The sequence below is a fragment of the Salmonella enterica subsp. enterica serovar Typhimurium str. LT2 genome (assembly GCF_000006945.2).
Lineage (GTDB): Bacteria > Pseudomonadota > Gammaproteobacteria > Enterobacterales > Enterobacteriaceae > Salmonella > Salmonella enterica.
In genome coordinates this window covers 2,552,600-2,571,359 of sequence record NC_003197.2, presented here as the reverse complement: position 1 = coordinate 2,571,359, position 18,760 = coordinate 2,552,600, and the positions used below count along the sequence as shown (strand labels likewise).

General features: G+C 55.5%; 20 protein-coding genes and 19 other annotated features. Of the genes, 16 read left to right on the top strand and 4 right to left on the bottom strand.

The annotated features are described in order from the left end of the window. The first annotated feature begins 95 nt into the window (after positions 1-95). Positions 96-101: a ribosome-binding site (putative RBS for eutH; RegulonDB:STMS1H002577), on the top strand. The 7 genes from eutH to eutR all read left to right on the top strand — a co-directional run bounded on the left by eutH (position 96) and on the right by eutR (position 7,301). Beyond that, positions 96-1,337 (top strand): putative transport protein gene (gene eutH / locus STM2460; RefSeq protein NP_461395.1). Within the gene, positions 111-1,337 belong to an annotated coding region; the region does not span the whole gene. It overlaps the preceding feature by 6 nt. Next, positions 1,320-1,325 (top strand) — a ribosome-binding site (putative RBS for eutA; RegulonDB:STMS1H002576). (Overlaps the previous gene by 6 nt.) Then, positions 1,320-2,737 (top strand): CPPZ-55 prophage protein gene (gene eutA / locus STM2459; protein ID NP_461394.1). Within the gene, positions 1,334-2,737 belong to an annotated coding region; the region does not span the whole gene. The genes eutH and eutA overlap by 18 nt, the downstream gene beginning before the upstream one ends. Beyond that, positions 2,736-2,741 (top strand) — a ribosome-binding site (putative RBS for eutB; RegulonDB:STMS1H002575). It overlaps the preceding gene by 2 nt. After that, positions 2,736-4,110, top strand: a protein-coding gene (gene eutB / locus STM2458) for an ethanolamine ammonia-lyase, heavy chain (protein ID NP_461393.1). Within the gene, positions 2,749-4,110 belong to an annotated coding region; the region does not span the whole gene. It overlaps the preceding feature by 6 nt. Before eutA ends, eutB begins: the two co-directional genes overlap by 2 nt. A 4-nt stretch (positions 4,111-4,114) precedes the next feature. Next, positions 4,115-4,120, top strand: a ribosome-binding site (putative RBS for eutC; RegulonDB:STMS1H002574). Continuing rightward, the gene (gene eutC / locus STM2457; RefSeq protein ID NP_461392.1) for an ethanolamine ammonia-lyase, light chain occupies positions 4,115-5,025 on the top strand. Within the gene, positions 4,129-5,025 belong to an annotated coding region; the region does not span the whole gene. It overlaps the preceding feature by 6 nt. Continuing rightward, positions 5,024-5,029 (top strand) — a ribosome-binding site (putative RBS for eutL; RegulonDB:STMS1H002573). It overlaps the preceding gene by 2 nt. Further along, positions 5,024-5,694, top strand: a protein-coding gene (gene eutL / locus STM2456) for a putative carboxysome structural protein (RefSeq protein ID NP_461391.1). Within the gene, positions 5,035-5,694 belong to an annotated coding region; the region does not span the whole gene. It overlaps the preceding feature by 6 nt. The genes eutC and eutL overlap by 2 nt, the downstream gene beginning before the upstream one ends. Next, positions 5,694-5,699: a ribosome-binding site (putative RBS for eutK; RegulonDB:STMS1H002572), on the top strand. (Overlaps the previous gene by 1 nt.) Beyond that, positions 5,694-6,201, top strand: a protein-coding gene (gene eutK, locus STM2455) for a putative carboxysome structural protein (RefSeq protein NP_461390.1). Within the gene, positions 5,707-6,201 belong to an annotated coding region; the region does not span the whole gene. (Overlaps the previous feature by 6 nt.) The genes eutL and eutK overlap by 1 nt, the downstream gene beginning before the upstream one ends. Positions 6,202-6,233: 32 nt before the next feature. After that, positions 6,234-6,239, top strand: a ribosome-binding site (putative RBS for eutR; RegulonDB:STMS1H002571). Continuing rightward, positions 6,234-7,301 (top strand): putative regulator ethanolamine operon gene (eutR, locus tag STM2454; RefSeq protein ID NP_461389.1). Within the gene, positions 6,249-7,301 belong to an annotated coding region; the region does not span the whole gene. It overlaps the preceding feature by 6 nt. A gap of 199 nt (positions 7,302-7,500) precedes the next feature. On the opposite strand, the gene STM2453 is transcribed toward eutR, so the two are convergent. From STM2453 to amiA, 4 genes are all read right to left on the bottom strand, one after another. Continuing rightward, the gene (locus tag STM2453) for a putative cytoplasmic protein (protein ID NP_461388.1) occupies positions 7,501-8,785 on the bottom strand. Within the gene, positions 7,501-8,778 belong to an annotated coding region; the region does not span the whole gene. After that, positions 8,780-8,785: a ribosome-binding site (putative RBS for STM2453; RegulonDB:STMS1H002570), on the bottom strand. It overlaps the preceding gene by 6 nt. A 121-nt stretch (positions 8,786-8,906) precedes the next feature. Continuing rightward, on the bottom strand, positions 8,907-9,236 hold the full coding sequence (locus STM2452; protein NP_461387.1) for a putative inner membrane protein: 330 nt from the start codon (positions 9,234-9,236) through the stop codon (positions 8,907-8,909). 20 nt (positions 9,237-9,256) lie between these two features. After that, positions 9,257-10,165, bottom strand: a protein-coding gene (gene hemF / locus STM2451) for a coproporphyrinogen III oxidase (protein NP_461386.1). Within the gene, positions 9,257-10,156 belong to an annotated coding region; the region does not span the whole gene. Next, positions 10,159-11,036, bottom strand: a protein-coding gene (amiA, locus tag STM2450; protein NP_461385.1) for an N-acetylmuramoyl-l-alanine amidase I. Within the gene, positions 10,159-11,028 belong to an annotated coding region; the region does not span the whole gene. The genes hemF and amiA overlap by 7 nt, the downstream gene beginning before the upstream one ends. Further along, positions 10,160-10,165: a ribosome-binding site (putative RBS for hemF; RegulonDB:STMS1H002569), on the bottom strand. (Overlaps the previous gene by 6 nt.) Next, positions 11,031-11,036: a ribosome-binding site (putative RBS for amiA; RegulonDB:STMS1H002568), on the bottom strand. Its footprint lies within the gene amiA. Positions 11,037-11,129: 93 nt before the next feature. On the opposite strand from amiA, the gene STM2449 reads away from it, so the two are divergent. From STM2449 to cysA, 9 genes are all read left to right on the top strand, one after another. Beyond that, complete coding sequence (locus tag STM2449; RefSeq protein NP_461384.3) at positions 11,130-11,666, top strand: putative acetyltransferase; 537 nt, start codon at positions 11,130-11,132, stop codon at positions 11,664-11,666. Next, positions 11,653-12,102 carry a putative inner membrane protein gene (gene yfeZ / locus STM2448; RefSeq protein NP_461383.1) on the top strand — a complete coding sequence of 150 codons (450 nt, stop codon included), beginning with the start codon at positions 11,653-11,655 and terminating at the stop codon, positions 12,100-12,102. The genes STM2449 and yfeZ overlap by 14 nt, the downstream gene beginning before the upstream one ends. Positions 12,103-12,152: 50 nt before the next feature. Then, positions 12,153-12,158: a ribosome-binding site (putative RBS for STM2447; RegulonDB:STMS1H002567), on the top strand. Continuing rightward, the gene (locus tag STM2447) for a putative outer membrane lipoprotein (protein ID NP_461382.1) occupies positions 12,153-12,739 on the top strand. Within the gene, positions 12,164-12,739 belong to an annotated coding region; the region does not span the whole gene. (Overlaps the previous feature by 6 nt.) 83 nt (positions 12,740-12,822) lie before the next feature. Continuing rightward, positions 12,823-12,828, top strand: a ribosome-binding site (putative RBS for STM2446; RegulonDB:STMS1H002566). Further along, the gene (locus STM2446; RefSeq protein NP_461381.1) for a putative iron-dependent peroxidase occupies positions 12,823-13,733 on the top strand. Within the gene, positions 12,834-13,733 belong to an annotated coding region; the region does not span the whole gene. Its footprint overlaps the feature before it by 6 nt. Before the next feature lie 222 nt (positions 13,734-13,955). Beyond that, positions 13,956-13,961: a ribosome-binding site (putative RBS for ucpA; RegulonDB:STMS1H002565), on the top strand. Then, positions 13,956-14,762 (top strand): putative oxidoreductase gene (ucpA, locus tag STM2445; RefSeq protein NP_461380.1). Within the gene, positions 13,971-14,762 belong to an annotated coding region; the region does not span the whole gene. (Overlaps the previous feature by 6 nt.) A gap of 51 nt (positions 14,763-14,813) precedes the next feature. Beyond that, positions 14,814-14,822, top strand: a -35 signal (putative -35_signal for cysP; RegulonDB:STMLTH004547). Beyond that, positions 14,814-15,936, top strand: a protein-coding gene (gene cysP / locus STM2444) for a thiosulfate transport protein (protein NP_461379.1). Within the gene, positions 14,920-15,936 belong to an annotated coding region; the region does not span the whole gene. It overlaps the preceding feature by 9 nt. Then, positions 14,830-14,838 (top strand) — a -10 signal (putative -10_signal for cysP; RegulonDB:STMLTH004547). (Overlaps the previous gene by 9 nt.) Then, positions 14,909-14,914, top strand: a ribosome-binding site (putative RBS for cysP; RegulonDB:STMS1H002564). Then, positions 15,922-15,927: a ribosome-binding site (putative RBS for cysU; RegulonDB:STMS1H002563), on the top strand. Next, positions 15,922-16,769, top strand: a protein-coding gene (gene cysU / locus STM2443) for a thiosulfate transport protein (protein ID NP_461378.1). Within the gene, positions 15,936-16,769 belong to an annotated coding region; the region does not span the whole gene. Before cysP ends, cysU begins: the two co-directional genes overlap by 15 nt. Beyond that, positions 16,764-16,769 (top strand) — a ribosome-binding site (putative RBS for cysW; RegulonDB:STMS1H002562). It overlaps the preceding gene by 6 nt. After that, positions 16,764-17,644 (top strand): thiosulfate permease W protein gene (gene cysW, locus STM2442; RefSeq protein ID NP_461377.1). Within the gene, positions 16,769-17,644 belong to an annotated coding region; the region does not span the whole gene. The genes cysU and cysW overlap by 6 nt, the downstream gene beginning before the upstream one ends. Further along, positions 17,621-17,626, top strand: a ribosome-binding site (putative RBS for cysA; RegulonDB:STMS1H002561). Its footprint overlaps the gene before it by 6 nt. Further along, the gene (gene cysA / locus STM2441; RefSeq protein NP_461376.1) for a sulfate permease A protein occupies positions 17,621-18,731 on the top strand. Within the gene, positions 17,634-18,731 belong to an annotated coding region; the region does not span the whole gene. Before cysW ends, cysA begins: the two co-directional genes overlap by 24 nt. Positions 18,732-18,760: the final 29 nt, after the last annotated feature.

The window sequence follows — 18,760 nt, the reverse complement described above, 5'->3', positions numbered from 1 at the left end:
GCCGGATAAGGTGCTCGCACCGCCATCCGGCAATAACACGGCGTTAATGCCGGAGGCGACGTAAACGTCTTATCCGGTTTACAAATCAAAAATGACAGGGAGTAGGGGCTATGGGAATTAACGAAATCATCATGTACATCATGATGTTCTTTATGCTGATTGCCGCCGTGGACAGAATCCTGTCGCAGTTCGGCGGGTCGGCGCGCTTCCTCGGTAAATTCGGCAAGAGTATCGAGGGGTCTGGCGGCCAGTTTGAAGAGGGCTTTATGGCGATGGGCGCGCTGGGGCTGGCGATGGTCGGTATGACCGCGCTGGCGCCGGTGCTGGCGCATGTACTGGGGCCGGTTATTATCCCGGTATACGAAATGCTGGGCGCGAACCCATCCATGTTCGCGGGTACGCTGCTGGCCTGTGATATGGGCGGATTCTTCCTCGCCAAAGAGCTGGCCGGCGGTGATGTCGCGGCGTGGCTATACTCAGGGTTAATACTTGGGTCGATGATGGGGCCGACCATTGTGTTCTCCATTCCGGTGGCGCTCGGCATTATCGAACCGTCTGACCGCCGCTACCTGGCGCTTGGCGTACTGGCGGGTATCGTCACCATTCCCATTGGCTGCATTGCGGGGGGACTGATCGCCATGTACTCAGGTGTGCAGATCAATGGTCAGCCAGTGGAGTTTACCTTCGCGCTGATCCTGATGAACATGATCCCGGTATTGATCGTCGCGGTGCTGGTAGCGCTGGGGCTGAAGTTCATCCCGGAAAAAATGATCAACGGTTTCCAGATCTTCGCCAAATTTCTGGTAGCGCTGATCACCATCGGTCTGGCAGCTGCGGTGGTTAAATTCCTGTTGGGTTGGGAGTTGATTCCGGGACTCGACCCGATCTTTATGGCGCCAGGCGACAAACCCGGCGAAGTGATGCGCGCCATTGAAGTGATCGGCTCTATCTCCTGCGTGCTGCTTGGCGCGTATCCGATGGTGCTGTTACTGACCCGCTGGTTTGAAAAACCGTTGATGAATGTCGGTAAACTGCTGAACGTCAATAATATTGCGGCGGCAGGCATGGTGGCGACCCTGGCGAACAATATCCCCATGTTCGGCATGATGAAGCAGATGGATACCCGCGGCAAAGTGATTAACTGCGCATTTGCCGTCTCTGCGGCGTTCGCGCTGGGCGACCATTTAGGCTTCGCCGCTGCCAACATGAACGCCATGATCTTCCCGATGATTGTCGGCAAGCTGATCGGCGGCGTGACGGCGATTGGCGTGGCGATGATGCTGGTGCCGAAAGATGACGCCGCCCAGGTGAAAACCGAAGCGGAGGCGCAATCGTGAACACTCGCCAGCTACTGAGCGTCGGTATCGATATCGGCACCACCACCACGCAGGTGATCTTCTCGCGCCTGGAGTTGGTTAACCGTGCGGCGGTGTCGCAGGTGCCGCGCTACGAATTCATCAAACGCGACATTAGCTGGCAAAGCCCGGTCTTCTTTACGCCCGTGGATAAGCAGGGCGGTCTGAAAGAGGTAGAACTTAAAGCGCTGATTCTGGCCCAGTATCAGGCCGCAGGCATCGCGCCTGAATCGGTGGACTCAGGGGCTATCATTATCACCGGCGAAAGCGCCAAAACCCGCAACGCCCGTCCGGCGGTCATGGCGCTCTCGCAGTCGCTGGGCGACTTTGTGGTCGCCAGCGCCGGGCCGCATCTGGAATCGGTCATTGCCGGTCACGGCGCCGGAGCGCAAAGCTTGTCTGAGCAGCGGATGTGCCGGGTGCTGAATATTGATATCGGCGGCGGCACGTCTAACTACGCGCTGTTTGACGCGGGAAAAGTCAGCGGCACCGCCTGCCTTAACGTCGGTGGTCGCCTGCTGGAAACCGATGCTCAGGGGCGCGTGGTTTATGCCCATCAGCCGGGGCAGATGATTATCGATGAGGTGTTCGGTTCGGGTACTGATGCTCGCGCCTTAGCTGCCGCACAGTTGGGACAGGTGGCGCGGCGGATGGCGGATCTCATCGTCGAGGTTATCACTGGCGCGCTCTCGCCGCTGGCGCAATCGCTGATGCAAACCGGGCTGCTGCCCGCCGATATTACGCCGGAGGTGATCACCCTTTCCGGTGGGGTAGGTGAATGCTACCGCAACCAACCTGCCGATCCGTTCTGCTTTTCTGATATCGGGCCGCTGCTGGCGACCGCGCTGCATGAGCACCCGCGTCTGCGCGAGATGAACGTGCAGTTTCCGGCGCAAACCGTGCGCGCCACGGTGATTGGCGCGGGGGCCCATACGCTCTCGCTTTCCGGCAGTACTATCTGGCTGGAAGACGTCCAACTGCCGCTGCGCAACCTGCCGGTGGCGATCCCGCAGGATGACGCCGATCTGGTGAACGCCTGGCGGCAGGCGCTTCTCCAGCTTGATCTCGACCCGCAAACCGACGCTTACGTGCTGGCGCTTCCCGCCACGCTTCCGGTGCGTTACGCCGCATTACTCACGGTCATCAACGCGCTGACGGCTTTTGTCGCGCGTTATCCCAATCCACATCCCCTGCTGGTGGTGGCCGAGCAGGATTTTGGTAAAGCGCTGGGCATGTTATTGCGCCCACAGTTACCGCAACTTCCGCTGGCGGTCATCGATGAGGTGGTCGTGCGGGCGGGAGACTATATCGACATTGGTACGCCTCTTTTTGGCGGATCGGTTGTGCCGGTGACGGTGAAATCACTCGCATTTCCTTCCTGAGGGAACGACTTATGAAACTAAAGACCACATTGTTCGGCAATGTTTATCAGTTTAAGGATGTAAAAGAGGTACTGGCTAAAGCCAACGAACTGCGTTCGGGGGATGTGCTGGCCGGGGTTGCCGCGGCAAGTTCGCAGGAGCGCGTAGCGGCAAAACAGGTACTGTCGGAAATGACGGTGGCGGATATCCGCAACAATCCGGTGATTGCCTATGAAGAGGACTGCGTGACGCGCCTGATTCAGGACGACGTCAACGAAACGGCCTATAACCGGATTAAAAACTGGAGCATCAGCGAACTGCGTGAATACGTGCTGAGCGATGAAACCTCCGTGGACGACATCGCGTTTACCCGCAAAGGCCTGACCTCCGAAGTGGTGGCGGCAGTAGCGAAAATCTGCTCCAACGCTGACCTGATCTACGGCGGCAAGAAAATGCCGGTGATCAAAAAAGCCAATACCACCATCGGTATTCCGGGCACCTTTAGCTGCCGTTTGCAGCCGAACGATACCCGTGACGATGTACAGAGTATCGCCGCGCAAATCTACGAAGGGCTTTCTTTCGGCGCAGGCGATGCGGTGATCGGCGTTAACCCGGTGACCGATGACGTGGAGAACCTGACCCGCGTGCTCGACACCGTTTACGGCGTTATCGATAAATTCAATATTCCGACCCAGGGCTGCGTGCTGGCGCACGTCACCACCCAGATCGAAGCGATTCGTCGCGGCGCGCCGGGCGGACTGATTTTCCAGAGCATTTGCGGCAGCGAGAAGGGCTTAAAAGAGTTCGGCGTCGAGCTGGCCATGCTCGACGAAGCGCGGGCTGTGGGGGCGGAGTTCAACCGCATCGCCGGGGAAAACTGCCTGTACTTTGAAACCGGGCAAGGGTCTGCGCTCTCCGCAGGCGCGAACTTTGGTGCCGACCAGGTGACGATGGAAGCGCGTAACTACGGGCTGGCGCGCCACTACGATCCGTTCCTGGTGAACACCGTGGTGGGCTTTATCGGGCCGGAGTATCTCTACAACGACAGGCAGATTATCCGCGCCGGTCTCGAAGATCACTTTATGGGCAAGCTGAGCGGCATCTCGATGGGCTGCGACTGCTGCTATACCAACCATGCCGACGCCGACCAGAACCTTAACGAAAACCTGATGATTCTGCTCGCCACTGCCGGCTGTAACTACATCATGGGGATGCCGCTCGGCGACGACATCATGCTCAACTACCAGACCACCGCTTTCCACGATACCGCCACCGTCCGTCAGTTGCTGAATTTACGGCCGTCGCCGGAGTTTGAACGCTGGCTGGAAACGATGGGCATTATGGCAAACGGTCGTCTGACCAAACGGGCGGGCGATCCGTCACTGTTCTTCTGATGACGCGGGGATAACACCATGGATCAAAAACAGATTGAAGAAATTGTACGTAGCGTGATGGCGTCAATGGGACAGGACGTACCGCAGCCCGCCGCGCCGTCAACGCAGGAAGGCGCAAAGCCGCAGTGCGCCGCGCCGACGGTGACCGAAAGCTGCGCGCTGGATTTAGGTTCCGCGGAGGCAAAAGCCTGGATTGGCGTCGAGAACCCACATCGTGCGGACGTGCTGACCGAACTGCGTCGCAGTACTGCGGCACGCGTCTGTACGGGGCGTGCCGGGCCGCGTCCGCGCACCCAGGCGCTGTTGCGCTTCCTGGCGGATCACTCCCGTTCGAAAGATACCGTGCTCAAAGAAGTGCCGGAAGAGTGGGTAAAAGCGCAAGGGCTGCTGGAAGTGCGTTCGGAGATCAGCGACAAAAACCTGTACCTGACGCGCCCGGATATGGGGCGTCGCCTGAGCCCGGAAGCCATTGACGCGCTGAAGTCACAGTGCGTGATGAACCCGGATGTGCAGGTAGTGGTCTCCGATGGCCTCTCTACGGATGCGATCACCGCCAACTATGAAGAGATCCTGCCGCCGTTGCTTGCCGGTCTGAAGCAGGCCGGGCTGAACGTCGGCACGCCGTTCTTTGTGCGCTATGGCCGTGTGAAGATTGAAGATCAGATTGGCGAAATTCTCGGCGCGAAGGTCGTCATCCTGCTGGTAGGCGAACGTCCGGGGCTGGGGCAGTCGGAAAGCCTTTCCTGCTACGCGGTCTATTCCCCGCGCGTGGCGACCACCGTCGAGGCCGACAGAACCTGTATTTCAAACATTCATCAGGGGGGGACGCCGCCAGTAGAAGCCGCCGCCGTGATTGTGGATTTGGCCAAACGGATGCTGGAGCAGAAAGCGTCCGGCATCAACATGACCCGTTAAGGAGACATCATGCCTGCATTAGATTTAATTCGACCTTCAGTGACTGCCATGCGCGTGATTGCCTCCGTGAATGACGGCTTTGCGCGGGAACTTAAATTACCGCCACATATACGTAGTCTCGGACTCATCACGGCAGATTCTGATGATGTGACCTATATTGCCGCTGACGAAGCGACAAAACAGGCGATGGTGGAAGTGGTCTATGGCCGCTCCCTCTATGCCGGGGCGGCTCACGGGCCGTCGCCTACCGCTGGTGAGGTGTTGATTATGCTGGGCGGACCGAACCCGGCGGAAGTGCGCGCCGGTCTGGATGCAATGGTCGCCAGCATTGAAAACGGCGCGGCGTTCCAGTGGGCGAACGATGCGGAAAATACCGCATTCCTGGCGCATGTGGTTTCGCGTACCGGCTCGTACCTCTCGTCTACCGCAGGTATCGCGCTGGGCGATCCAATGGCCTACCTGGTGGCGCCGCCGCTGGAAGCGACATTCGGCATTGACGCGGCGATGAAATCCGCTGACGTTCAGCTGGTGACTTACGTGCCGCCGCCGTCGGAAACCAACTATTCGGCCGCGTTCTTAACGGGAAGCCAGGCCGCGTGTAAAGCCGCCTGCAACGCCTTTACCGACGCCGTGCTGGATATCGCCCGTAACCCTGTCCAGCGTGCGTAACGGAGGCTGCCAATGATCAATGCCCTGGGATTACTGGAAGTGGACGGAATGGTCGCCGCCGTCGATGCGGCGGATGCTATGCTGAAAGCGGCCAACGTGCGTTTGCTCAGTCATCAAGTGCTCGACCCTGGCAGGCTCACGCTGGTGGTGGAGGGCGATCTGGCGGCGTGTCGTGCGGCGCTGGATGCCGGAAGCGCTGCCGCGCAGCGCACAGGCCGTGTGATTAGTCGCAAAGAAATTGGTCGTCCGGAAGAGGACACCCAGTGGCTGATTGGCGGGTTTGCGCGTGCGACAACGCCGACTGAGAAAGCACCCCAGGTACCCGCAACGCCTGAGTTCGCTGAGGCGTTATTGGCGCTGCTGGCATCAGTACGCCAGGGAATGACGGCGGGAGAGGTTGCCGCGCATTTTGGCTGGCCGCTGGAGCAGGCCAGAAACGTGCTGGAACAACTCTTTTCTGACGGAGCGTTGCGTAAACGCAGTAGTCGCTATCGCATCAAAAATTAATCTGTCGGAGGGCCGGGCGTCCTGGCGGGCGTCCGGCATAGAAGATCATGAAAAAGACCCGTACAGCGAATTTGCACCATCTTTATCATGAAGCGTTACCCGAAGACGTTAAACTTACGCCCAGAGTCGAGGTGGACAATGTTCATCAGCGACGGACGACGGATGTCTATGAACATGCTCTGACTATCACCGCCTGGCAGCAGATCTACGATCAGTTACACCCGGGTAAATTTCATGGCGAGTTCACGGAAATCCTGCTTGATGAGATTCAGGTGTTCCGTGAATACACCGGCCTGGCGCTGCGTCAGTCGTGTCTGGTTTGGCCAAACTCTTTCTGGTTTGGTATTCCGGCGACGCGCGGCGAACAGGGATTTATCGGCGCGCAGGGGCTCGGCAGCGCCGAGATTGCCACCCGACCGGGAGGCACCGAGTTTGAACTGAGCACGCCGGATGATTACACCATTCTGGGCGTCGTTATCTCGGAAGATGTTATTTCCCGTCAGGCCACGTTTTTGCATAACCCGGAAAGGGTGCTGCATATGCTGCGTAACCAGCTAGCGCTGGAGGTAAAAGAGCAGCATAAAGCAGCGCTGTGGGGCTTTGTGCAGCAGGCGCTGGCCACCTTCAGCGAGAGTCCTGAAACTCTGCATCAACCTGCGGTGCGTAAGGTCTTGAGTGATAATTTATTGCTGGCGATGGGCACGATGCTGGAAGAGGCGAAGCCGATTCATAGCGCCGAAAGCATCAGCCATCAGGGATATCGTAGGCTACTGTCGCGGGCGCGGGAATATGTGCTGGAAAATATGTCGGAGCCGCTGACGGTGCTCGACTTATGTAACCAGCTACACGTAAGCCGTCGCACGCTGCAAAATGCGTTTCACGCCATTTTGGGCATTGGCCCCAATGCGTGGCTGAAACGTATTCGCTTAAACGCAGTACGCCGGGAACTGATTAGCCCGTGGTCGCAGAGCGCCACGGTCAAAGATGCCGCGATGCAGTGGGGATTCTGGCATCTGGGGCAATTTGCCACCGATTATCAGCAATTATTTGCCGAAAAACCGTCGTTGACGCTGCATCAACGGATGCGGCAATGGGCTTGATATTGATGGGGAGGCTCTCCGGTTGCTGATAACGTGCGCGTGTCGGGAATTGCCCGGTGGCAGCTGGCGCCTTACCGGGCCTACGGATTCGCTGCTGTCTGTGGTTGGTAGCCCGGACAAGGCGCGCCAGCGCCGCCTCCGGGGAAGCGCGCGCACAACGTGCAAAACAGTTTTGTCATCAGATCATGAGGATGAGCGTTTATGTTTGCTGATAAGACGTTGCCGTTGTTTGGCAGGAGGGGCAGATAAACCCGTAAAGCATTCCTTCCGCATATTCCTCTTCCTCGATATCTTCATAGCTTAGCTGCGCAAGAAACATCATCGTTTGCGCGCACGTTGGGCACGTAGGATAGTCTGTATCCTGAACCCATGCGGGATGGCCGCCGAGCTGTGAGAAGGTGGTGGGTAAAAATATTTCAGCAGCGAATAGCGGCAAACGGGATTCCCCGGGGTGCAGAACATCAAGCGGTAGCGTTATCCAGTCAGCGGAATTCTCCACCGCCAGCGTCGAGAGCGCATTTTTTTCGTACCATCGCGGCTGGCCTTGTGGATCGACGGTGGCGAAAACGGTGTTATATGCCGTACAACACTGACAGGTCAGAATACGAATTTGACCGGGCCAACCCTGCGTGCTTAGGCCGACGGCGCTCGGCGCAACCTCAAACAGATTGATTAGCGGCAGGGAACAGTGTGGGCAGTTTTCACCATATTCTGCAACGGCGCGAAAAACGGCCGGCTGTTCAGGTGCCTGTTTTACCAGATGGGTACATTGCGTAAAGTAAAGATCGCGCCTGCGGCCATTTTCAGTGAGCTCCCATCCCGCCTGGTGAGCATAGCGATGAGGGAGGATATGAAGTGAAGCACTCCACGCAGGTGGTTCCTGGCGCCAGCGGTTAAAATGCTCAACGACAACCTCATCGCCAATCCAGGCCAGGGCACAAAGAATGCCGTCACGGTTTTCGTCATCGGTTTCCACCTTCTGCAAAAGCGCGTCGCGTACGTCAGGCGGCGCACGGTGAAAAGGTAGGGGTGAAGAGAGCTCCAGTTCTTCTTCATTTATTACCTGGCGCAGGAAATTATCCAGATTGGCCTGGGTAAATGCCGCCAGGCACAGCGCAATTTCCTGAGCTTCCTCCTGCCATCCGGAATCAAATAATTCTTCTGCATAATCGACCATGTCGCGGCTTTCATCATCGGAGAGCTTTTTGTAAAGCTCATCGGTCGGAATGGGGCAGGGAATCCACTCGATTAACGGATCGTGTTCCCGGGGTTCATGAACGAGTTTAAGCATTTCAACAGGGTTGGTAATGCCACTGAACGCGTCGATCGTTTTTCTGTTTTTCCGGATATATTCTTCCTGCACTTGCCGATAGCGCGCCTGGACGCAGGGCATACAATAGCCCTCCGTGCGGGCAGCCGTTGCTGGCAGGATGAAGTGTGAGCATTGCGGGTTTTTACAAGGAATACGCTCGTCCATGCGGTAGTGCTCCACTGCAAATTCTACGAGTGCTTACTGTACTGTTTTACTAATGATAACGGCAGCGGGCGGTTATCCGAATTCTTTATCTACAATGAACTCGTTTATTTCTACGAGCCTGCTTTTATTCAACGGCCAACCGGATAGGCGATAAACAAACCGGCTATCGTCAAAATACATGACAGTAGGCATAGCAAGATACAGTTAACGCTTTTACGCGGAATATGAATAATAAAGCAGAGTAATGCTATCAGGGCCATGACCACAGGGATGGTCACCATATTGATAACCAGAAGCACGATCAGACCGAAGCTCACCCCTCCGCTATGAGGGATGAATATTCTTTCTTCAAAATATATTTCTAGTGTAATGGCAAGCAGGCAGCCAATAAAACTTATACCCAGATGGGGATGCCATTTGGCGTCACTGGTTACTACTTTCCGTGTATTTGTTTGCATTGTTTTACTTTATAAATAAGTTAAATCCAGTCGCGTACCTGAATAAACTCGCTCAGCGCCGCTTCCGGGCTACCCGCTTCTGGCTGCCAGTCGTACTCCCAGCGCACCAGCGGCGGCATCGACATCAGGATAGATTCAGTGCGCCCGCCGGTTTGCAGACCAAACAGGGTGCCTCTGTCCCACACCAGATTGAACTCCACGTAGCGACCGCGGCGATAAAGTTGAAAATTACGCTCCCGCTCGCCCCAGACCATCGCTTTGCGTCGTTCGACAATCGGTAAATACGCCCGGGTGTAACCGTTGCCGACCGCCTGCATAAAGTCGAAGCAGTGGTCGAAATCCGGCGTATTCAAATCGTCAAAAAACAGGCCGCCAACGCCGCGCTGCTCGTTGCGGTGTTTGAGAAAAAAGTAGTCGTCGCACCACTTTTTATAACGCGGATACACATCGTCACCAAACGGCTGGCACAGGTCGCGGGCGGTGCGGTGCCAGTGAACGGCATCCTCTTCAAAGCCGTAGTAGGGCGTTAAATCGAACCCGCCGCCAAACCACCATACCGGATCGGCGCCCGGTTTTTCGGCAATAAAAAAGCGCACGTTAGCATGGCTGGTGGGAATATACGGATTGTGCGGATGCACCACCAGCGATACGCCCATCGCTTCGAAGCTACGCCCGGCGAGTTCTGGCCGATGCGCGGTGGCGGACGCGGGCATTGCATCGCCGTGAACGTGAGAGAAATTAACGCCCGCCTGTTCGAAAATCCCGCCGTTGCGTAATACCCGGCTGCGTCCGCCGCCGCCCGCTTCGCGTCGCCAGCTATCTTCGACAAAGTTTGCGCCATCCACAGCGGATAACGTTTGGCAAATATCATCCTGCAGGCGTAGCAGAAACTGTTTTACGTGATGTGCATCGGGTTTCATGATTACCGTTTCTTCGTGTGTGCTTTCTGATTATCAAACCAGTGAAAATAACTGATGATGCCGTTGGCGATCGCCGTAGCGATTTTCTGGCGAAACGCCGTCGTGCCCAGCAGGCGTTCTTCTTCCGGATTGGTAATAAACGAGGTTTCGACCAGCACCGACGGAATTGACGGTGATTTTAGCACCACGAAAGCCGCTTGTTCGGTAGTGCGGCTGTGTAATTTATGTATAGGTTTGATTTTCTTGAGAATATGCGAACCCAGCGTCAGACTGTTTTTAATCGTATCGGTTTGCACCAGATCAAACAAAACTTGTTGTAATAGATGATCCCGGTCAGTGGCTTTTTTACCCGCCACTTCGTCCGCGCGGTTTTCACGCTCGGAGAGATACTTCGCCATGGCGCTACTGGCCCCGCGGTTGGAAAGCGCAAAAACGGAAGCGCCCGCTGCTTTCGGATTGGTAAAACCATCGGCATGAATGGACATAAACAGATCCGCGCCGTGCTTATGGGCGATTTCCACCCGATCGTACAGCGGAATAAAAGTATCCCCTGTCCGGGTTAAACGCGCATCGATTCCGTGATTTCGCAAAATAGCGCGCACGTTTTTGGCAATTGCCAGTACGACGTGTTTTTCCTGAGAACCGTTGCGGCCAATCGCGCCGGTATCGATGCCGCCGTGTCCGGGGTCGAGCATCACCAACCGTTTACTGCCGGTTTTTTTGGTTTTGGGTTTGCTGTGACCATTACTGGTTTTTAGCGTTTCTTCTTTGGCTACTGCGTGCGACATACCTGACAGCGTCAGGGCCGCCAGACCTGTTTTGAGTACCTGGCGGCGCGATGTGAGAGTTTTTAGGAGTTTAAAAGTGCTCATACGGCCTGAGTTGTGAAAATTAAGTTCAAGATGTTATATCGTATCGCGTAATCCGTTACGACGGTTGGTGATGAGAATTGTTTTACTTTTCATTTCAATACGTGACACATCGCCATTATGCCATTTTTTCCGCTACATCGCGTCAGATATTGGCTGAATCAGATGTTTGCGCCATAATCTTGGTTTTTCCACCCGAAAAGGCAACGAATACCATGGAAATACGCGTTTTTCGCCAGGAAGATTTCGAAGAGGTGATCACCCTCTGGGAGCGTTGCGACCTGCTGCGTCCATGGAACGATCCTGAAATGGATATTGAACGCAAGGTGAATCACGATGTCAGCTTGTTCCTCGTTGCGGAAGTTAGCGGCGAAGTCGTCGGTACGGTAATGGGCGGTTATGACGGGCATCGCGGCTCGGCGTATTACCTGGGCGTTCACCCGGAGTTCCGCGGGCGCGGCATTGCGAATGCGTTGCTTAACCGGCTGGAAAAAAAACTCATCGCTCGCGGGTGTCCGAAAATCCAAATTATGGTGCGCGATGATAACGACGTTGTGCTGGGCATGTATGAACGTCTGGGGTATGAGCATTCTGACGCCCTAAGTTTGGGTAAACGCCTGATTGAAGATGAAGAGTACTGAGTTTCATCCAGCCGATTATGATGTACACGGACGTTTACGCCTGCCGTTTCTGTTCTGGTGCGTACTGCTACTTCAGGCGCGCGCCTGGGTACTCTTTGTCATTGCCGGTTCATCCCGTGGACAGGGTAATACTTTGTTAAACTTTTTTTATCCCGACCATGACAATTTTTGGCTGGGGCTGTTGCCCGGCGTTCCGGCGGTAGTGGCATTTTTACTCAGCGGGCGGCGTGACGCGGTTCCTGGTGTGTGGCGCTGGCTGCGCGGACTCCTGATCCTTGCTCAACTGGTGTCGTTGTGCTGGCTGCCGGTGATGTGGCTGGGTGGCGACCCGGTCAACGGCGTCGGGCTGGCGCTGCTGCTGGCGGACATCGTCGCGCTGATCTGGCTGTTAACCAATCAACGTTTGCGTGCCTGTTTTTCCCTTGAGAAAGAATAACGGCACTTTTTGGCGAACCCGCACTCCAACCAACGTTAATTAATAAAAGAAAGGAAGTGAGATGAAATCGCTGCGTTTGACTTTACTCGCACTGCCGCTGGCGGTGACCGGCTGCTCGACGCTCTCCTCGGTCAACTGGTCTGCCGCAAATCCATGGAACTGGTTTGGTTCCTCGACAGAAGTCACTGAGCAAGGCGTGGGAGCGCTGACCGCCGCCACGCCGCTGGAAGAGCCGGCTATTGCAGAGGCATTAGATGGCGATTATCGCCTGCGTAGCGGTATGAAAACCGATAACGGCAACGTGGTGCGCTTTTTCGAAGCGATGAAGGGCGACAGTGTCGCGATGGTGATCAACGGCGAGCAGGGAACCGTGAGCCGTATTGATGTGCTGGACAGCGATATCCCAACCGCCGCGGGGGGCAAAATCGGTACGCCGTTTAGCGACCTTTACAGCAAAGCGTTTGGTCACTGCGAGCCGGTTTCCAGCGATAGCCATACCAGCGTCGAATGTAAAGCCGAGGGAAGTCAGCATATTAGCTATGTTTTCTCCGGCGAGTGGAGCGGACCGGAAGGCTTAATGCCTCCTGATGACGTCTTAAAAAACTGGGACGTGCGCAAAATTATCTGGCGTCGTTAATTTGCGCCTGAACAAACCGCTTCGCTTAAAAACAAGGTAAAATAGCCTCCATTAATGCCACGACTGCGTGGCATTCTCATTTTCAGGAGGAATCATGTCTCAGGTTCAAAGTGGCATTTTGCCGGAACATTGCCGTGCGGCAATTTGGATTGAAGCCAATGTGAAAGGCGACCTGGACGCCCTGCGCGCGGCCAGCAGAACATTTGCCGATAAACTGGCGACCTTCGAAGTCAAATTTCCGGACGCCCATCTTGGGGCCGTTGTGGCGTTTGGCAACAATACCTGGCGTGCCCTGAGTGGCGGCGTCGGGGCGGAAGAACTGAAAGATTTTATTCCTTATGGTAAAGGGCTGGCACCGGCCACGCAGTATGACGTGCTGATCCATATCCTTTCCCTGCGCCACGATGTGAATTTTTCTGTTGCCCAGGCGGCGATGGAAGCCTTCGGCGACTGTATCGACGTGAAAGAAGAAGTTCACGGTTTCCGTTGGGTGGAAGAACGCGATCTGAGCGGCTTTGTCGACGGGACAGAGAACCCGGCGGGCGAAGAGACGCGCCGTGAAGTGGCGGTGATCAAAGATGGCGTGGATGCCGGCGGCAGTTATGTGTTCGTGCAGCGTTGGGAACACAATCTCAAGCAACTTAACCGGATGAGTATTCACGATCAGGAGATGATGATCGGGCGTACCAAAGAAGCCAATGAAGAGATTGACGGCGATGCGCGTCCGGCAACATCTCACCTGAGCCGCGTCGATCTCAAAGAAGATGGCAAAGGGCTGAAGATTGTGCGCCAGAGCCTGCCATACGGCACCGCCAGCGGTACTCATGGTCTCTATTTCTGCGCTTACTGCGCACGTCTGCACAATATCGAACAGCAGCTTCTGAGTATGTTCGGCGATACCGACGGTAAACGCGACGCGATGCTGCGCTTCACCAAACCGGTGACTGGCGGCTACTATTTTGCGCCGTCGCTGGATCGCCTGTTAGCGCTATAAGGTAAAACCCTGTCGGATGGCAGCGCAAACGCTTTATTCGACCTACGATTGGTAGGCCTGATAAGCGCAGCGCCATCAGGCAGAACAGCATAAAAATGCCCATCCCCGCCTCCGCGGGGATTTTTTTACCTAATATTTACCTGAATTAGTGAGCTATTCCTCAGCACTTATTTGTTATTACTGTATTTTCAGTGTTAATGGAGTGTAAGACTCCATATTCAAAAGGAGACATTGAAAATGGGTAAACTCACGGGCAAGACAGCATTGATTACGGGCGCATCGCAGGGCATTGGCGAAGGGATCGCTCGCGTATTCGCACGCCACGGCGCGAACTTAATCTTGCTGGATATCTCCGATGAGATTGAAAAACTGGCGGATGAGCTGGGCGGGCGCGGGCATCGCTGCACTGCCGTTAAGGCTGACGTCAGAGATTTTGCTTCGGTGCAGGCGGCGGTTGCGCGCGCCAAAGAGACTGAAGGTAGAATTGATATTTTGGTGAATAACGCTGGCGTGTGCCGTCTGGGCAACTTCCTCGATATGAGTGAAGAAGATCGCGATTTCCACATTGATATTAATATTAAAGGTGTCTGGAACGTCACCAAAGCCGTCCTGCCGGAGATGATTAAACGTAAAGATGGCCGCATTGTGATGATGTCTTCCGTCACGGGAGATATGGTGGCGGACCCGGGTGAAACGGCCTATGCGCTGTCAAAAGCCGCCATTGTCGGTTTAACCAAATCGCTGGCGGTAGAGTATGCGCAGTCCGGTATTCGTGTGAATGCCATTTGCCCCGGTTATGTAAGAACGCCGATGGCGGAAAGCATTGCCCGTCAGTCTAACCCTGACGATCCGGAATCGGTATTAACGGAAATGGCAAAAGCCATTCCGCTACGCCGCCTTGCCGATCCGCTGGAAGTAGGGGAACTGGCGGCATTTCTGGCTTCCGATGAGTCCAGCTATCTTACCGGAACGCAAAACGTCATTGATGGCGGCAGTACCCTGCCTGAAAGCGTAAGCGTAGGCGTCTGATTGATGCCGGTCTCCTCCTCACGCCGCGTGGGGAGGGATTCTCTTATTCCCTTTTCAACTTTCAAATCATCAAACGGTATATAAAACCGTTACTCCTTTAGCGCTGGTTATAAATATGATGACCATAAGAAAGTCATTAAATTTATAAGGGTGCGCAATGGCCGTTAACTTACTGAAAAAGAGACCCCTGACGCTGGCAGCAATGCTGTTACTGGCAGGGCAGGCGCAGGCAACGGAGCTGCTGAACAGCTCATACGATGTCTCCCGCGAGCTGTTTGCCGCCCTTAACCCGCCGTTTGAGCAACAATGGGCGAAGGATAACGGCGGCGATAAGCTGACGATTAAGCAGTCTCATGCCGGGTCATCAAAACAGGCGCTGGCGATTTTGCAGGGACTGAAGGCAGACGTCGTCACCTACAATCAGGTGACCGACGTACAGATTCTTCATGATAAAGGCAAACTGATCCCTGCCGACTGGCAAAGCCGTCTGCCGAACAACAGTTCGCCATTCTATTCCACGATGGGTTTCCTGGTGCGCAAGGGAAACCCGAAAAATATTCACGACTGGAGCGATCTTGTACGTTCCGACGTGAAGCTGATTTTCCCTAACCCGAAAACCTCCGGCAACGCCCGTTACACGTATCTGGCGGCATGGGGCGCGGCGGATAACGCGGACGGCGGCGATAAAGCCAAAACCGAACAGTTTATGACCCAGTTCCTGAAAAACGTCGAAGTGTTTGATACCGGCGGTCGCGGCGCTACGACTACCTTTGCCGAGCGTGGTCTGGGCGATGTGCTGATTAGTTTTGAGTCGGAAGTGAACAATATCCGCAAACAATATGAAGCCCAGGGATTTGAAGTGGTGATCCCGAAAACGAACATTCTTGCTGAATTCCCGGTTGCCTGGGTGGATAAAAACGTGCAGGCCAACGGCACAGAAAAAGCCGCCAAAGCTTACCTGAACTGGCTGTATAGCCCGCAGGCGCAGACCATCATCACCCATTACTACTACCGCGTGAATAACCCGGAAATCATGGGCAAGCAAGCAGATAAATTCCCGCAGACCGAACTGTTCCGCGTGGAAGAAAAGTTTGGTTCCTGGCCGGAAGTGATGAAAACGCACTTTGCCAGCGGCGGCGAGCTGGACAAACTGTTGGCGGCGGGGCGTAAGTAATGCTTGCCGTTTCTTCCCGACGCGTGCTGCCCGGCTTTACGTTAAGCCTCGGCACCAGTTTGCTGTTTGTCTGCCTGATCCTACTGTTGCCGTTGAGCGCGCTGGTGATGCAGCTCTCACAGATGAGCTGGGCGCAATACTGGGATGTCGTGACCAACCCTCAGGTGGTGGCTGCCTATAAAGTGACGCTACTGGCGGCATTTGTAGCGTCGATTTTTAATGGCGTGTTTGGCCTGCTGATGGCGTGGATTTTAACCCGCTACCGTTTTCCAGGGCGCACGTTGCTGGATGCGCTGATGGATCTGCCGTTTGCGCTGCCGACAGCGGTAGCGGGGTTAACGCTGGCCTCGCTGTTCTCAGTGAACGGTTTCTACGGTCAGTTTCTTGCGCAGTTTGATATCAAAGTGACCTATACCTGGCTCGGTATTGCGGTGGCGATGGCCTTTACCAGTATTCCATTTGTGGTGCGCACCGTCCAGCCGGTACTGGAAGAGCTGGGGCCGGAATATGAAGAAGCGGCGCAAACGCTGGGGGCCACCCGGCTGCAAAGTTTTCGCAAAGTCGTGCTGCCTGAGCTGTCGCCTGCGCTGATTGCCGGCGTGGCGCTCTCTTTTACCCGTAGCCTGGGCGAGTTTGGCGCGGTGATTTTTATCGCCGGAAATATCGCCTGGAAAACAGAAGTGACCTCGCTGATGATTTTTGTGCGCTTGCAGGAGTTTGATTACCCGGCCGCTAGCGCCATTGCCTCGGTGATCCTTGCGGCATCCTTGCTGCTGCTGTTCTCTATCAATACCTTGCAAAGTCGCTTTGGTCGACGTGTGGTAGGTCATTAATGGCGGAAGTGACTCAATTGAAGCGATACGACGTCCCCCGCATTAACTGGGGAAAATGGTTTCTGATTGGCGTCGGGATGCTGGTTTCGGCGTTTATCCTGCTGGTGCCGATGATTTACATCTTCGTGCAGGCGTTCAGCAAAGGGTTAATGCCGGTACTGCAAAATCTGGCCGATCCGGACATGCTGCACGCCATCTGGCTGACGGTGTTGATTGCCTTGATCGCAGTGCCGGTGAATCTGGTGTTCGGCATTCTGCTGGCGTGGCTGGTGACGCGCTTTAACTTCCCCGGACGTCAGCTACTGCTGACCCTGCTGGATATTCCCTTTGCCGTCTCGCCGGTGGTGGCCGGTCTGGTTTATCTGCTGTTTTATGGTTCCAACGGCCCGTTGGGCGGCTGGCTGGATGAGCATAATTTGCAAATGATGTTCTCCTGGCCGGGGATGGTACTGGTCACTATTTTTGTCACCTGCCCGTTTGTGGTGCGCGAACTGGTGCCAGTGATGCTCAGCCAGGGCAGTCAGGAAGATGAGGCGGCGATTTTACTGGGCGCATCCGGCTGGCAAATGTTTCGCCGCGTGACGTTGCCGAATATTCGCTGGGCGCTACTCTACGGCGTGGTGTTAACCAACGCCCGCGCGATTGGCGAGTTTGGCGCGGTGTCGGTGGTGTCCGGCTCGATTCGCGGCGAAACGTTATCGCTACCGTTACAGATTGAATTACTGGAGCAGGACTACAACACCGTCGGCTCCTTTACCGCCGCCGCATTGTTGACGCTAATGGCGATTATTACCCTGTTTTTGAAGAGCATGTTGCAATGGCGTCTGGAGAATCAGGAAAAACGCGCGCAACAGGAGGAAAATCATGAGCATTGAGATCGCCAGAATTAAGAAATCCTTTGGTCGCACTCAGGTACTGAATGATATCTCGCTGGATATTCCTTCCGGCCAGATGGTTGCCTTGTTGGGGCCGTCAGGTTCCGGCAAAACGACGCTGCTGCGCATTATTGCCGGGCTGGAGCATCAGTCCAGCGGTCATATTCGTTTCCACGGTACGGACGTTAGCCGCCTGCACGCGCGTGAGCGTAAAGTCGGTTTTGTGTTTCAGCACTATGCGCTGTTTCGCCATATGACGGTGTTTGACAACATCGCTTTTGGCCTGACGGTGCTGCCGCGACGCGACCGCCCAACTGCGGCGGCGATTAAAACGAAAGTGACGCAATTGCTGGAGATGGTGCAACTGGCGCACCTCGCGGATCGCTTCCCCGCCCAGCTTTCCGGCGGACAAAAACAGCGCGTGGCGCTGGCGCGCGCGCTTGCCGTGGAACCGCAAATTCTACTGCTGGATGAACCCTTTGGCGCGCTGGATGCCCAGGTACGTAAAGAGTTACGTCGCTGGTTGCGCCAGCTACATGAAGAACTGAAATTCACCAGCGTCTTTGTCACCCACGATCAGGAAGAGGCGACGGAAGTGGCGGATCGGGTGGTGGTGATGAGTCAGGGCAATATCGAACAGGCTGATGCGCCGGATCGGGTGTGGCGTGAACCGGCAACCCGCTTCGTACTGGAGTTTATGGGCGAGGTGAACCGCCTGACAGGCACCGTCCGCGGCGGGCAGTTTCACGTTGGCGCGCATCGCTGGCCGCTGGGTTATACGCCCGCGTACCAGGGGCCGGTCGATCTGTTCCTGCGTCCGTGGGAGGTGGATATTAGCCGCCGCACCAGCCTGGATTCTCCTCTACCAGTACAGGTCATTGAGGCCAGCCCGAAAGGTCACTATACACAGTTAGTGGTACAGCCGCTGGGGTGGTATCACGATCCGCTGACGGTGGTGATGGCGGGTGAGGATGTTCCGGTTCGCGGCGAGCGTTTGTTTGTTGGACTGCAAAAAGCGCGTCTGTATAACGGCGACCAGCGTATTGAAACGCGTGAAGAGGAACTTGCTCTGGCGCAATCGGCCTGATAGGTTAATTTGTATAGTTATCGCTCGGT

What these genes read in the sequence shown, in the direction of transcription:
- eutH (NP_461395.1), top strand. Translation starts at nt 111, where the DNA reads ATGGGAATTAACGAAATCATCATGTACATCATGATGTTCTTTATGCTG.
- eutB (NP_461393.1), top strand. Translation starts at nt 2,749, where the DNA reads ATGAAACTAAAGACCACATTGTTCGGCAATGTTTATCAGTTTAAGGAT.
- eutC (NP_461392.1), top strand. Translation starts at nt 4,129, where the DNA reads ATGGATCAAAAACAGATTGAAGAAATTGTACGTAGCGTGATGGCGTCA.
- eutL (NP_461391.1), top strand. Translation starts at nt 5,035, where the DNA reads ATGCCTGCATTAGATTTAATTCGACCTTCAGTGACTGCCATGCGCGTG.
- eutK (NP_461390.1), top strand. Translation starts at nt 5,707, where the DNA reads ATGATCAATGCCCTGGGATTACTGGAAGTGGACGGAATGGTCGCCGCC.
- eutR (NP_461389.1), top strand. Translation starts at nt 6,249, where the DNA reads ATGAAAAAGACCCGTACAGCGAATTTGCACCATCTTTATCATGAAGCG.
- STM2453 (NP_461388.1), bottom strand. Translation starts at nt 8,778, where the DNA reads ATGGACGAGCGTATTCCTTGTAAAAACCCGCAATGCTCACACTTCATC.
- STM2452 (NP_461387.1), bottom strand. Translation starts at nt 9,236, where the DNA reads ATGCAAACAAATACACGGAAAGTAGTAACCAGTGACGCCAAATGGCAT.
- hemF (NP_461386.1), bottom strand. Translation starts at nt 10,156, where the DNA reads ATGAAACCCGATGCACATCACGTAAAACAGTTTCTGCTACGCCTGCAG.
- amiA (NP_461385.1), bottom strand. Translation starts at nt 11,028, where the DNA reads ATGAGCACTTTTAAACTCCTAAAAACTCTCACATCGCGCCGCCAGGTA.
- yfeZ (NP_461383.1), top strand. Translation starts at nt 11,653, where the DNA reads ATGAAGAGTACTGAGTTTCATCCAGCCGATTATGATGTACACGGACGT.
- STM2447 (NP_461382.1), top strand. Translation starts at nt 12,164, where the DNA reads ATGAAATCGCTGCGTTTGACTTTACTCGCACTGCCGCTGGCGGTGACC.
- STM2446 (NP_461381.1), top strand. Translation starts at nt 12,834, where the DNA reads ATGTCTCAGGTTCAAAGTGGCATTTTGCCGGAACATTGCCGTGCGGCA.
- ucpA (NP_461380.1), top strand. Translation starts at nt 13,971, where the DNA reads ATGGGTAAACTCACGGGCAAGACAGCATTGATTACGGGCGCATCGCAG.
- cysP (NP_461379.1), top strand. Translation starts at nt 14,920, where the DNA reads ATGGCCGTTAACTTACTGAAAAAGAGACCCCTGACGCTGGCAGCAATG.
- cysU (NP_461378.1), top strand. Translation starts at nt 15,936, where the DNA reads ATGCTTGCCGTTTCTTCCCGACGCGTGCTGCCCGGCTTTACGTTAAGC.
- cysW (NP_461377.1), top strand. Translation starts at nt 16,769, where the DNA reads ATGGCGGAAGTGACTCAATTGAAGCGATACGACGTCCCCCGCATTAAC.
- cysA (NP_461376.1), top strand. Translation starts at nt 17,634, where the DNA reads ATGAGCATTGAGATCGCCAGAATTAAGAAATCCTTTGGTCGCACTCAG.